General features: G+C 67.1%; 11 protein-coding genes. 9 read left to right on the top strand and 2 right to left on the bottom strand.

The window, feature by feature from the left end:
- The first annotated feature begins 4 nt into the window (after positions 1 to 4).
- The 9 genes from carA to ACX80V_RS16010 all read left to right on the top strand — a co-directional run bounded on the left by carA (position 5) and on the right by ACX80V_RS16010 (position 11,567).
- Positions 5 to 1,255: a glutamine-hydrolyzing carbamoyl-phosphate synthase small subunit gene (carA, locus tag ACX80V_RS16050; RefSeq protein WP_485843987.1), complete on the top strand. Its 1,251-nt coding sequence runs from the start codon at positions 5 to 7 to the stop codon at positions 1,253 to 1,255.
- Complete coding sequence (gene carB / locus ACX80V_RS16045) at positions 1,255 to 4,599, top strand: carbamoyl-phosphate synthase large subunit (RefSeq protein ID WP_058932374.1); 3,345 nt, start codon at positions 1,255 to 1,257, stop codon at positions 4,597 to 4,599. Before carA ends, carB begins: the two co-directional genes overlap by 1 nt.
- Positions 4,592 to 5,461, top strand: coding sequence for an orotidine-5'-phosphate decarboxylase (gene pyrF / locus ACX80V_RS16040; protein ID WP_485843986.1), 870 nt, complete (start codon positions 4,592 to 4,594; stop codon positions 5,459 to 5,461). The genes carB and pyrF overlap by 8 nt, the downstream gene beginning before the upstream one ends.
- A gap of 109 nt (positions 5,462 to 5,570) precedes the next feature.
- On the top strand, positions 5,571 to 5,888 hold the full coding sequence (gene mihF / locus ACX80V_RS16035) for an integration host factor, actinobacterial type (protein WP_167349849.1): 318 nt from the start codon (positions 5,571 to 5,573) through the stop codon (positions 5,886 to 5,888).
- A 47-nt stretch (positions 5,889 to 5,935) separates the two neighbouring features.
- The gene (gene gmk, locus ACX80V_RS16030) at positions 5,936 to 6,508 is read left to right on the top strand and encodes a guanylate kinase (RefSeq protein WP_058932377.1); all 573 of its coding nucleotides are present in this window, start codon (positions 5,936 to 5,938) and stop codon (positions 6,506 to 6,508) included.
- Positions 6,509 to 6,547: 39 nt separating this feature from the next.
- The gene (gene rpoZ, locus ACX80V_RS16025) at positions 6,548 to 6,808 is read left to right on the top strand and encodes a DNA-directed RNA polymerase subunit omega (protein WP_056340218.1); all 261 of its coding nucleotides are present in this window, start codon (positions 6,548 to 6,550) and stop codon (positions 6,806 to 6,808) included.
- Positions 6,809 to 6,837: 29 nt separating this feature from the next.
- Complete coding sequence (gene coaBC, locus ACX80V_RS16020; protein ID WP_485843985.1) at positions 6,838 to 8,088, top strand: bifunctional phosphopantothenoylcysteine decarboxylase/phosphopantothenate--cysteine ligase CoaBC; 1,251 nt, start codon at positions 6,838 to 6,840, stop codon at positions 8,086 to 8,088.
- Positions 8,089 to 8,166: 78 nt separating this feature from the next.
- Positions 8,167 to 9,402, top strand: coding sequence for a methionine adenosyltransferase (gene metK, locus ACX80V_RS16015; RefSeq protein WP_141140716.1), 1,236 nt, complete (start codon positions 8,167 to 8,169; stop codon positions 9,400 to 9,402).
- A gap of 11 nt (positions 9,403 to 9,413) precedes the next feature.
- Entirely contained in the window at positions 9,414 to 11,567 is a 2,154-nt protein-coding gene (locus ACX80V_RS16010) for a primosomal protein N' (protein ID WP_485843984.1), read from the top strand.
- Positions 11,568 to 11,589: 22 nt separating this feature from the next.
- On the opposite strand, the gene ACX80V_RS16005 is transcribed toward ACX80V_RS16010, so the two are convergent.
- Together ACX80V_RS16005 and ACX80V_RS16000 are read right to left on the bottom strand one after the other, a co-directional pair.
- Entirely contained in the window at positions 11,590 to 12,666 is a 1,077-nt protein-coding gene (locus ACX80V_RS16005; RefSeq protein WP_485843983.1) for a glycosyltransferase family 4 protein, read from the bottom strand.
- The gene (locus tag ACX80V_RS16000; protein ID WP_485843982.1) at positions 12,663 to 13,592 is read right to left on the bottom strand and encodes an alpha/beta fold hydrolase; all 930 of its coding nucleotides are present in this window, start codon (positions 13,590 to 13,592) and stop codon (positions 12,663 to 12,665) included. Before ACX80V_RS16000 ends, ACX80V_RS16005 begins: the two co-directional genes overlap by 4 nt.
- Positions 13,593 to 13,601 lie beyond the last annotated feature (9 nt).

Raw genomic sequence — 13,601 nt, 5'->3', positions numbered from 1 at the left:
GACAGTGACAGAAACAGCGACAGCAAAAGCAGAGACCGCGGCACCAGCAGCCCTTTCCACCACAGTTCCCACACCGGCGGTGCTGGTCCTCGAGGACGGCCGTATGTTCCGCGGCACCAGCTACGGCGCGCAGGGCACTGCCCTGGGTGAGGCAGTGTTTGCCACCGGCATGACCGGCTACCAGGAAACCATCACCGACCCCTCCTACGCCCGCCAGCTGGTGGTGCAGACCGCGCCGCACATCGGCAACACTGGTGTGAACAGCGAGGACGCCGAATCCCGGCGCGTCTGGGTGGCCGGCTACATCGTCCGCGACGCCGCCCGCCGCCCCTCCAACTGGCGCTCCGAACGCTCCCTGGACGAGGAACTCATCGAGCAGGGGATCGTCGGCATCCAGGGCGTGGACACCCGTGCCATCACCCGCCACCTGCGCGAGCACAAGACCATGCGCGCCGGCATCTTCTCGGGTGCGTCCGCCAAGGCCACGGACAAGGAACTCCTTGACGCGGTCCTGGCCAGCGCCCCGATGGAAGGCGCCCGCCTGGCCGAGGAAGTCAGCGTCAGCGAGGCTTACGTGGTGGACCCCCAGGACCACGGCTGGGACGGCGAGGCGCGCTTCAGCATTGCCGCGATCGACCTCGGCATCAAGGCCATGACGCCCGTCCGCTTCGCCGAGCGCGGCGTCCGCGTCCATGTCCTGCCGGCAACCTCCACCCTCGAGGACGTCAAGGCCGTCAACCCGGACGGCTTTTTTATGTCCAACGGCCCGGGCGACCCCGCCACAGCCGACGCCCAGGTCAAGCTGCTGCGCTCCGTCCTGGACGAGAAACTGCCGTACTTCGGCATCTGCTTCGGCAACCAGATCCTGGGACGCGCCCTGGGCTTTGGCACCTACAAGCTCCGCTACGGCCACCGCGGCATCAACCAGCCCGTCCTGGACCGCCGGACCGGCAAAGTGGAGATCACATCGCAGAACCACGGCTTCGCCGTGGACGCACCGCTCGACGGCGCCACGCAGGCTCCCGAGGAGCGCTACGGCCGCGTCGAGGTCAGCCACATCAGCCTCAACGACGACGTCGTCGAAGGCCTCGCGTGCCTGGACATCCCCGCCTTCTCGGTGCAGTACCACCCGGAAGCCGCAGCCGGCCCGCACGACGCCGCTTACCTGTTTGACCGTTTCATCGACCTGATGGCCGTCACCAAAACCGGCGCAGAGAAGAACACCACCGATTCCAAGACTGAGGACAAGAAGTAATGCCCAAGAGAACTGACCTTAAGAGCGTCCTGGTCATCGGTTCCGGCCCGATCGTCATCGGCCAGGCCGCGGAGTTCGACTACTCCGGCACCCAGGCACTGCGTGTCCTCAAGGAGGAGGGCCTGCGGGTCATCCTGGTGAACTCGAACCCGGCCACCATCATGACGGACCCCGAGTTCGCCGATGCCACCTACATCGAGCCCATCACCCCCGAGGTGGTGGAGAAGATCATCGCCAAGGAGCGCCCGGACGCGATCCTGCCCACCCTTGGCGGGCAGACCGCGCTGAACACGGCCATCGCGCTGGACAAGAACGGTGTGCTGGCAAAGTACAACGTGGAGCTCATCGGCGCGAACATCGCGGCCATCGAGCTTGGCGAGGACCGCGAAAAGTTCAAGGGCGTGGTGGAACGCTGCGGCGCCGAATCGGCCCGCAGCCACATCATCCACACCATGGACGAGGCGTTCACCGCCGCCGAGGACCTCGGCTACCCGATGGTGGTCCGGCCCTCCTTCACCATGGGCGGCCTGGGCTCCGGCCTGGCGTACAACGAAAACGACTTGCGCCGCATCGTCGGCCAGGGCCTGCAGTACAGCCCCACCAGCGAGGTGCTGCTCGAAGAGAGCATCCTCGGCTGGAAGGAATACGAGCTTGAGATGATGCGCGACAAAAACGACAACGTCGTGGTGGTCTGCTCCATCGAGAACTTCGACCCCGTGGGCGTGCACACCGGCGACTCCATCACCGTGGCACCGGCGCTGACCCTGACGGACCGCGAATACCAGCGGCTGCGCGATATCTCCATCGCCGTCATCCGTGAGGTGGGCGTGGACACCGGCGGCTGCAACATCCAGTTCGCCATCGAGCCGGACACCGGCCGGGTAGTGGTCATCGAGATGAACCCGCGCGTGTCCCGGTCCTCCGCCCTGGCGTCCAAGGCCACGGGCTTCGCCATCGCCAAGATCGCCACCAAGCTCTCCCTCGGCTACACGCTGGACGAGATCCCGAACGACATCACGCAGAAGACCCCGGCGTCGTTTGAGCCCACCCTGGACTACGTGGTGGTCAAGGTTCCGCGCTTCGCCTTCGAGAAGTTCCCGGCCGCTGACGACACCCTCACCACCACCATGAAGTCCGTGGGCGAAGCCATGGCCATGGGCCGCAACTTCACCGAGGCCCTGCAGAAGGCCCTACGCTCCCTGGAGCAGAAGGGTTCGCAGCTGGACTTCAGCTCCGTCCCCGAATGGGAAGTCCCGGAGCTGATCGAGAAGGCCAAGCGGCCCACCACGGAACGCCTGCACCAGGTCCAGCGTGCCCTGCTCGGCGGCGCCACCGTGGAACAGCTGTTCGAAGCCACCAAGATCGACCCCTGGTACCTGGACCAGCTCCAGCTGCTCAACGAGATCTCCCACGAGATCCGCCAGGCCGGAGCCCTGACCGTGGAGATGCTCAAGCGCGCCAAGCGCCACGGCTTCTCGGACGAGCAGATCGGTTCGCTCACGCACAACTCCGAAGCCGTGGTCCGCGGTGTCCGGCAGGCCCTCGGGATCCGCCCGGTCTACAAGACTGTGGACACCTGCGCCGCCGAGTTCGCCGCCTACACCCCGTACCACTACTCGTCCTACGACGAGGAGGACGAGATTGCGCTGCACTCCAAGCCGTCCATCCTGATCCTCGGCTCCGGCCCCAACCGCATCGGCCAGGGCATCGAGTTCGACTACTCCTGCGTCCACGCCTCCATGGCACTGCGCAAGGCCGGCTACGAGACCGTTATGGTCAACTGCAACCCGGAGACCGTCTCCACGGACTACGACGTCTCCACCCGCCTGTACTTCGAGCCGCTGACCCTTGAGGACGTCCTCGAGGTCATCGCCGCCGAGGAACGTACCGGCGGCGTGATGGGTGTCTTTGTTCAGCTCGGTGGGCAGACGCCTCTGAAGCTGGCTCAGCAGCTGGCCGACGCCGGCGTCCCCATCCTGGGCACATCCCCGGAAGCGATCGACCTCGCCGAGCACCGCGGCGAATTCTCCCGCGTGCTCGACAACGCCGGGCTGATCGCCCCGAAGAACGGCACCGCGGTGTCCTTCGACGACGCCAAGAAGATCGCCGACGAGATCGGCTACCCCGTCCTGGTCCGCCCGTCCTACGTGCTCGGCGGCCGCGGCATGGAAATCGTCTACGACGAGCCGAACCTCTCCCGGTACATCGCCAACGCCACGGAAATCACCCCGGACCACCCGGTGCTGATCGACCGGTTCCTGGAGGACGCCGTCGAAATCGACGTCGACGCCCTCTTCGACGGCACCGACATGTACCTGGGCGGCATCATGGAACACATCGAGGAGGCCGGCATCCACTCCGGCGACTCCGCGTGTGTCCTGCCTCCCATCACCCTGGGCAACAACGTGATCGAGCGTGTCCGCACGGCAACCCGCGCCATCGCCGAGGGCGTGGGCGTCCGCGGCCTCATCAACATCCAGTTCGCGCTGGCCTCAGACGTTCTCTACGTGCTCGAAGCCAACCCGCGTGCCTCCCGCACCGTGCCGTTCGTCTCCAAAGCCACGGGCGTCCAGATGGCCAAGGCCGCCGCGCTGATCGGCACCGGCGTCACCATCCACCAGCTCCGGACCGCCTACAAGATGCTGCCGGAAACCGGCGACGGCTCCACACTGCCGCTCGACGCTCCGGTCTCGGTCAAGGAAGCCGTGCTGCCGTTCAGCCGCTTCCGCACCCCGGAAGGCAAGGTAGTGGACTCGCTGCTCGGCCCGGAAATGCGGTCCACCGGCGAAGTCATGGGCATCGACAAGCACTTCGACACCGCCTTCGCCAAGAGCCAGGCAGCCGCCAACAACGCCCTGCCCACTGAGGGCAAGATCTTCGTCTCCGTGGCCAACCGGGACAAGCGGGCGGTCATCATGGCCGTCAAGCGCCTCGCGGACCTCGGCTTTGAGATCGTCTCCACCGGCGGCACCGCCGACGTCCTGCGCCGCAACGGCATCCAGGCCAGCACGGTCCGCAAGGTCGCCGAGGGCAGCAGTGCCGAAGGTGAGGGCACCATCGCGGACCTCGTCATCGCCGGCGAGATCGACATGGTCTTCAACACCCCCTCCGGCGGCGAAGCCCGCAGCGACGGCTACGCCCTGCGTGCCGCCGCGACCTCCATCGGCATCCCCTGCATCACCACGGTGGCCGAGTTCAACGCGGCGGTGCAGGCCATCGAGGCGATGCGCACCTACGAATGGTCGGTGACCAGCCTGCAGGAGCACGCCGCCGCCCTGGTGGCATCCCAGAAGGCAGTTGCGGAGAACGCGGCGGCCGAGTCTGCGGTTTCGCAGAATGCCTGAGGCCGCCTCCACACCATCAGGCCCCGCCCGGGAGTCATTCGGCTCCCGGCTCGGGGCGGCCATGGCGGCCCGCGGGCCGCTGTGCGTGGGCATTGACCCGCACCCGGCTCTCCTGAAGGACTGGGGACTGGCCGACGACGCCGCCGGGCTGAGGCGGTTTTCGCTGACGGTCCTGGAGGCTGTCGGTTCGCTCGCTGCCGCGGTGAAGCCGCAGGTGGCGCTCTACGAGCGCCACGGTTCGGCCGGGATGGCCGTCCTCGAGGAGCTCCTGGCCGCGGCACGGGACGAGTCGGTGCTCACCATCGCCGACGCCAAGCGCGGGGACATCGGCTCCACGATGGCTGCCTACGCGGACGCCTGGCTGCGGGACGGCTCGTCCCTGGCAGCCGACTCCGTGACCCTCAGCCCGTACCTGGGGTTTGAGTCGCTCCGCCCGGCGCTTGACCTGGCTGCGGACAACGGCCGGGGCGTATTTGTCCTGGCGCTGACCTCCAATCCGGAGGGGGCTTCCGTGCAGCATGTGGGCGGAGCCGACTCCGTGGCCCGGCGGATCGTCGAGGCGGCAGCGGCAGAGAACAGCCGTTATGCCGGCAGCCTGGGGTCCGTTGGACTCGTCGTCGGCGCCACCGTGGGGTCAGCGTTAACTGACCTGCACCTGGACCTGCCGGCAGTCCGCGGGCCCATCCTGGCTCCCGGGCTGGGCGCCCAGGGTGCCACACCGGCAGACCTGCGCCTGACCTTCGGTGCCGCGTACCCGCAGGTCCTGGGGACGTCCAGCCGGGATATCCTGGCTGCCGGTCCAGGGACCCAGCGTCTTCGTGATGCTGCGTTGCGCACGCTTGAGGGCCTCCGCGGCGAATAGCGGCCCGAAGCTGGCATCCATTGATTCACCGCCCACCAAGGGGTAGGTTTCAGGACAAGTCCAATGGCGGTCGCCTTGGACTCAGCCGACGAATCCGGGGGTGTCCTCCATGAGCCTGCGACCCTTATCTCCTTCGGAACGCGCGGCGGCCCTGCACAAGGCGGCCGCCGCGCGGGCTGCCAGGGCGGCCGCGAAAGAGCGCCTCAAAAACGGCAAGACGTCAGCAGCGGATCTTATTGGCGCCGCCGCCGCGGATGACGCCCTGGCCCGGATGCGGGTGGTGGAACTGTTGGAGGCGCTGCCGGGCATTGGAAAAGTCAGGGCTGCAGCCATTATGGAGCAGTTGGGCATAGCGGCCTCCCGCCGGCTCCGCGGGCTGGGCATTCACCAGCGCCAGGCGCTGGTAGATTTTATAGACGAGAAATAGGGCGTTCCTAGGGGCGCCCGAACCCAAACTCCGCCGCAAAGGAATACGTGAGCAAGAAACCGGGACTGACAGTCCTCGCTGGTCCGACGGCTGTTGGCAAAGGCACCGTGTCCACCTACATCCGGGATAACTACCCCGAAGTCTGGCTTTCCGTATCGGCCACCACCCGCGCTCCGCGGCCCGGTGAGCAGGATGGCGTCCACTACTTCTTCAAGTCCAAGGAAGAGTTCGAGTCGCTCGTTGCAGCCGGCGAGTTCCTCGAGTGGGCCGTAGTCCACGGCCAGAACACCTACGGCACGCTGCGGAGTTCCGTGGACGAGGCCATCGCCGCCGGCAGGTCCGTCCTGCTGGAGATCGATCTGCAGGGTGCACGCCAGGTCAAGCAGGCCGTTCCTGACGCCCAGTTTGTGTTCCTGGCGCCGCCCAGCTGGGACGAAATGGTCCGCCGACTGGTGGGTCGCGGCACGGAAACTGAGCAGGAGCAGCAGCAGCGGCTGGAAACAGCTAAACTGGAACTTGCCGCTGAACCGGAGTTTAACCACACCGTCATCAATGATGACGTTCGCCGGGCAGCGGACGAGCTTGTTTCACTCATGGGGCTGACCCCGCACCCGCACTAGTAGCCGGTAGCAGCCAGCCCGTTAGAATTTGGAGAATTCGTGTCCACGAACCTTGAAGGCATCATCAACCCGCCGATCGACTCACTGCTTAAGGCAGCTGATTCCAAGTACGGCCTGGTGATCTTCGGTGCCAAGCGTGCACGTCAGATCAACGCTTACTACGCCCAGCTGCACGAGGGCCTGTTCGAGTACGTCGGCCCCCTGGTCGACACGAAGCTGAACGAGAAGTCGCTGTCCATCGCCCTGCGCGAAATCAACGAAGGCAAGCTCGTTTCCACGCCGATCGAAGCCGCAGAGTAACTTCAGACTGCCCTGTTGACGGAGGTCACGTGCGCATAGTCCTCGGAGTCGGGGGAGGGATTGCGGCCTACAAGGTCGCATCGCTCCTCCGGCTTTTTACTGAAGCCGGCCACAATGTCACGGTGATTCCCACTGAGGCAGCCACCCGCTTTGTGGGTGTCGCCACGTGGGAGGCACTGTCCGGGAACCCGGTCAGCAACAGCGTCTTCGACGACGTGCACCAGGTCAACCACGTCAGGCTCGGCCATGAGGCCGACCTCATTGTGGTGGCGCCCGCGACGGCCGATCTTTTGGCTCGCGCGGCCACCGGACAAGCCAATGACCTCCTCACCAACACGCTGCTCATGGCCAGCGGCCCCGTACTCTTTGCCCCCGCCATGCACACGGAGATGTGGCAGCACGCCGCCACCCGCGCCAACGTTGAAACGCTGCGGAGCAGGGGAGTGGCCGTCCTGGAACCGGCCAGCGGCAGGCTCACCGGCGCCGACTCCGGTCCCGGCCGCCTGCCTGAGCCCGAAGCCATCTTCGACGCCGCCATGGCACTCGCCCAGGGCCAGTCCGATTACCAGCTTCCGCTGGCCGGCCGGACCGTCACCGTCAGCGCAGGCGGAACCCGGGAACCGCTGGACCCTGTCCGTTTCCTGGGCAACCGGTCCTCCGGTAAGCAGGGCGTGGCGCTGGCCGTCGCTGCCCGCAACGCGGGCGCCACGGTCCGGCTGGTCGCGGCCCATATGGAGGTTCCGGCGCCGGCAGGGGTCGACGTTGTGACCGTTGAGACCGCGCTGGAGTTGCGCGAGGCCATGCTGGCAGCCGCGGCGGATTCCGACGTCGTGATCATGGCTGCGGCCGTGGCGGACTTCCGCCCCGCGGAGATCTCCGGCACCAAGATCAAAAAACGTGATGACACCGCGGACCCCGTCATTTCCCTGGTCCGGAACCCGGACATCCTCCAGGAACTGGTCGAGGTCCGGGACCACGCTCCCGAAAACCAGGCCAGCCGCCGGAGCCAGCTGATTGTGGGCTTCGCAGCAGAGACCGGTGACGGCCAGGGCGACGTCCTGACCTACGCGGAGGCAAAGCTCAAGCGCAAGGGCTGCGACCTCCTGGTGGTCAATCATGTGGGATCGGACAAGGTTTTTGGCCAGGACAGCAACTCGGTAGTCATCCTTGCCCGCGCCGGCGCCGAACCACAACTGGCCGCCGGAACCAAAACAGAGGTTTCGGCCGCCGTCATCACGCGGGTCGGCTATGAGCTGAACCACGTTTCGCCACGCGCCTGACCGAAAGCCACGCACCGTTTCCTTAGCACGGGGACACACGCCGCCGGACGTCCGATTCCCAACCAGTAAGGTAGTTGAGTGACTTTACCGCTGCACATTCCCCACACCCACGGGGCCACGCCCTCCGCCCTCCGGCTCTTCACGTCCGAGTCGGTCACTGAAGGCCACCCGGACAAGATCTGCGACCAGATCAGTGACGCCATCCTGGATGCACTGCTCGCCGCGGATCCCGAGTCCCGCGTCGCCGTGGAAACCATGGCCACCACCGGCCTGGTCCATGTTGCCGGTGAGGTCACCACCGACGCCTACGTCGAAATCCCGCAGATCGTCCGCGAAACCATCCTCGGCATCGGCTACGATTCCTCGGCCAACGGCTTTGACGGTGCCCGCTGCGGTGTGTCCGTCTCCATCGGACAGCAGTCCAACGACATCGCCGGCGGTGTCTTCAACTCCCTCGAAGCCCGCGAAGGCCGCCAGGAGGACGACTACGACCTCCAGGGTGCCGGCGACCAGGGCCTGATGTTCGGGTACGCGAGCGACGAAACCCCGTCCTACATGCCGGTGCCGATCTGGATCGCGCACCGCCTGTCCGAACGCCTCACCGAGGTACGCAAGTCCGGCGAACTGTCCTACCTCCGCCCCGACGGCAAGACCCAGGTCACCATCGGCTACGACAAGGACGTCCCGGTCTCCGTCGAAACCGTCGTCATCTCCAGCCAGCACGCCGCAGGCACCAGCCTGGACCGGCTGCGCGCGGACCTCGCCGCCTTTGTCATTAAGCCCGTCTTGGCTGCAGCCAACCTGGACATTTCCCGGGCTGCCAACATCCTGAACCCGGCCGGCGAGTTTGTCATCGGCGGGCCCGTCGGTGACGCTGGCCTGACCGGACGCAAGATCATTGTGGACACCTACGGCGGCATGGCCCGCCACGGCGGCGGCGCCTTCTCGGGCAAGGACCCCTCCAAGGTGGACCGTTCCGCTGCCTACGCCATGCGCTGGGTTGCCAAGAACGTCGTGGCGGCCGGACTGGCAAAGCGCGCCGAGATCCAGATTGCCTACGCCATCGGCCAGGCCCGCCCCGTGGGCACGTACGTCGAGACCTTCGGCACCGAGACGGTGGACCCGGCCAGGATCAGCGCCGCCATCGCGGAGATCTTCGACCTCCGCCCGCGTGCCATCATCGATGCCCTGGACCTCAAGCGTCCCATCTACGCGAAGACCGCCGCGCACGGACACTTCGGCCGTGACGATCCCGACTTCACCTGGGAGCGCCTGGACCGGGTGGAGGACCTGAAGGCCTTCTTCAACGCGTAGGCCAGTCCGCCATGGCCTCTGATGAGTCTGTCCCTCCCGGCGCCGTCCAGTTGTCGCTGCTGCAGGGCTTCCCGGCGAAGGCCAGGCCGTCCGGGCCCCCACTGGCCGCGCACCTTCCGGTGGCCAGGGTCCTCGTGGAGACACCGCTGCCGCATCTGGACCGGCCTTTCGACTACAGCGTGCCGGCCGAACTGGACGGGGCCGCACAGGCCGGCGTCCGGGTAAAGGTCAGCTTCAACGGCCAGGACCTGTCCGGGTTCATCATTGAACGGACTGAAGAATCCGACGCCGGCCACACCCTGGTGCCCCTGCAGAAGGTGGTCTCTCCCGTCGTCGTCCTAACGCCGGCTGTCCGGGATCTGGTGTCCGCCGTCGCGGCCCGGTATGCGGGGACCGTCAGTGACGTCCTTCGTGTCGCGGTGCCTCCGCGCATGGCGAGGCTCGAGAAGGACTTCCTCTCGCCCCCCGAAGCAGAGCCTGCGGCACCGGATCTGCTCGCCGACTCCGGGGCCTTGACCGGCCCGGACGTCCCCGCCGGAACTGAAGCAGACTGGACCGGGTACCGCAACGGCCCGGCATTTGTCCGCCACCTGAGGGACGGCGGATCCCCACGGGCGGTCTTCAACCCGCTCCACGGATTCGGCCCGACAGCCTGGCCGCACCTGATGGCAACGGCCGTGGCAGCAGTCCGTGCCTCCGGCCGCGGCGCCGTGGTGGTGGTGCCGGACTACCGGGACCTGGACCAGCTGGAAAAGGCGCTCCTGGCGGTGCTGCCCGCCGACGATATCGCCCGCCTGACATCCGACGACGGGCCCACCCCCCGCTACCGGAACTTCCTACGCCTCCTGGCCGGGTCCGCGCGCGTAGCCATCGGCACGCGCTCAGCAGCGTTTGCCCCGGTCCGGGATCTGGGCCTTGTTGCCTGCTGGGACGACGGCGATGACCTCCACATCGAACAGCGTGCCCCGTACGCCCATGCCCGCGACGTGCTGCTGCTGCGCGCGGACCAGGAAGGCACAGCCTGCCTCATGGCCGGTCATTCCAGGAGCACGGAGCTCCAGCGGCTGGTGGAGGCCGGCTGGGCCATGCCCGTTGAGGCCGATCGGGCGTTCGCACGACAGACCGTGCCCCGGGTACTGAACACGGCGGACAGCTTCGAACAGGAACGCGACCCCCTGGCCCTGGTTGCGCGGCTTCCCGGTGCCGCGTGGCGGGCTGCCAAGGACGGGCTGGAACGTGGGCCCGTCCTGGTGCAGGTGGCCCGCGCCGGCTACGCGCCGTCGCTCGTCTGTGAGACGTGCCGCGAACCCGCCCGCTGCCAGGCCTGCCAGGGTCCCCTTGCACTGGCCGGAGCCACCGGCAGCTCTGCGGTCCCGCAATGCCGCTGGTGTTCCACACCGGCGCCGGAGTGGCAGTGTGCCCATTGCGCGGGGCACAAGCTCCGTAAGGGCGCCACCGGCGTCCTGCGCACAGCCGAAGAGCTGGGCAGGGCATTTCCCGGAAAAACCGTCATTACGTCCTCGGGCGGCAACATCAAGGCCGGCGTTGGCAGCGCCAAGGCCTTGGTGGTGGCCACCGTCGGGGCCGAGCCCGTGGCGGAGGGCGGTTACGCAGCGGCGCTGCTCCTCGACGGTGACTCCCTGCTCCGCCGGGAGAACCTCCGTGCCGGGGAAGACACGGTGCGCCGGTGGTTCAACGCCGCGGCTTTGGTGCGTCCGGCGTCCGACGGCGGACTGGTGGTCATCACCGCGACGGAAAGTGTTGCTGTTGGCGCGTTGCTGCGGTGGGACCCGGCCGGGTACGCCAGGCGCGAGCTGGAACTCCGGATGGAACTCCAGCTGCCGCCGGCGGTCAGGATTGCCTCGGTCACCGGCCCCCGGGCCGCCGTCGTACATTTTTCCGGGACCGTGGAGAAGGAGCTGGCCGCCGCCGGCGTGACGCTGCGGACCGCAGGACCGGCTCCGCTGGTCCTCACCGGTCCAGCGGCCGCGGGGGGAGCCGGGAGTGCTCAGGGGGCCGGGGAGGACGCCCGGACCCTGCTGTTCTTCGCGTACGGGCAGGCAGCCACCGTCACCCGGGTGTTACGTGCAACAAAGGCTGCGGCCGCCGCCAAGAGGGTCACGGAACCGGTCCAGGTCAGGCTGGACGGCGTGGACGTCCTCTAGCGGCTTCCTTTGGCGGCATCTGTCAGCGGCTGCGCCGCGCCATGATGTCGTGGGCCACGTCCACCAGCTGCTGCGCGGATTCGTCCCAGCTGAACTCCTGCGCACGCGCCACGGAACGCCGGGACACCTGTTGCCAGTGGGCGTCGTCCCGCAGTTTCTGCACGGCCGCGGCGAACTCTGCCGGGGATGCGGGATCAACGTAGGTTGCCGCGTCGCCGCCCACCTCGCGGAAAATCGGGATGTCGCTGGCGATGACCGGCGTGCCGAGGGCCATGGCCTCCACCAGCGGAAGACCGTAGCCTTCGGCGCGGGAGAGGCTCACCAGTGCAGTGGCGCGCTTGAGCAGGACGGCGTATTCGTCATCGGTGACCCCGTTGTGGAAGACCACGGTGGCACCCGGCGGCACCATGATCTCCAGCTCGGCCCGGCGCTCGGCGGTGATCCTGCTCAGCAGGTGCAGGGTGAAATCTGGCAGCTCGGACATGCCGGCCACCATTGTTTCAACGTTTTTGTAGGGCATGAACGAGCCCATGTACACCAGCGAATGGTCCGCCCCGGCAGCAGGATCACGCGGTTCCTGGGCGGGCTGCGGGGCGTTGCTGATGATCCGCACGGGCTTTTTGGTGAGCCGGTACTTGGCCATCAGCGCCTCTGTGGTCCGGCTGATGGTGGCCACGGTGTCCGCCCGGTTGAGGAGGACGCGCTGCGGCCAGAACGCCTTGTGGTAGAGCCGCCAGAGCACACGGACGGGTGCCGGCAGGAATCCCGGGGGAGCGGGGTGCTCGTAGTAGATGAGGTCGTGCAGGGTCAGGACCAGGCCGTACTTGCGCCCCCAGCTGCCCATGGTCTGCATGGGGCACACCACAACATCGGCGCCGAGCGGGTTGATACTGCGGGCCACGAACAGCTCCAGCGGGGACAGCGGACTGTTGATCAATGTGTACGGAACATCCGGGAGCAGCGCCAGTTGGCGCGTGTCGCTGATAAGCATGGAAACGTCGGCCACCTTTGCCGTGGCGGCGATGAGGCTGGCCCCGTAACGGCTGATGCCGTCGTGATGATCGGTCCGGGTGAATCGTGCATCGATGACAATCTTCACGCGGGGTGGTCCTTAAGGAAGCTGCGGATGAAGCCGGCGGCGGGGCCGGGCGTTTCGTAGTGGATCAGGTGGCCGACGCCGGGAATGACTTTGAGGTCGCCGTCGGGGAGGAGCGCGGCGAGACGGTGCTGGTCCGGCAGGGTGGCAATCTCGTCTTTTTCGCCGGCGACCAGGAGCACCGGCAGGTTCAGCTTCCCGGCAACCTCGGCCACATGGCCGCTGACCGAGGCCGTGAACGATTCGAGGAGGCTTTCCCGGTTCGCGAAAGCGCTGAAGTAGGCATGGTGCTGGCCGTGGATGAAGCGGCGCAGGTCTGTGTCGGCCGTCTTGGCCATGGCCTCGCTCATGACCCTGACAATCAGCGGACTGCGCAGCAGTGCCAGTCCCAGCGGGCGGGGGAGCCGGGCCGCCAGCCGGTAGTAGAGGACGGCCAACTTGGTCATGATGCCCTTGGGGCCTTCCAGGGCAGGCGCGGCGATGGGATTGATCAGGATCAGCGGTGTGACGGTACCCGGGTGGGTGGCGACAAAATGGGCGGCGACGATTGAGCCGAAGGAGTGCCCCAACAGCACGGTGTCCGGGCCGAGGCCGAGCGCCGCCATAAAGTCGGTGACAAAGGTGCCGTACTGCTCCACCGAATGTTTCCCGGACACAAACGCGGCGGACCTGCCGAACCCCGGCAGGTCCGGCATGATGATGCGCATTTCCGGCAACTGGTCTGCAACCCGGAGCAGACCGTGGTGATCGCCGCGGAAACCATGGATGACCAGGATGGTGCGGGTGTCCGGTGTGGCCTGGATCGGTTCGTAAGTCCAGTACGCCACGGCGCTGCCGTTAATCACGATGTCGGCGGCCCGGGTGCGGGCGGCCAGCCCGGCGCTGAAGAAGGAGGGCGCAGGGGATGGCTGTTGATCGGCGGTTTTCATGACCCTCGG

Source organism: Pseudarthrobacter arbutini (assembly GCF_054510915.1).
The sequence above is the reverse complement of the archived record's forward strand: the minus strand, read 5'-3'. Positions and strand labels throughout refer to the sequence as shown.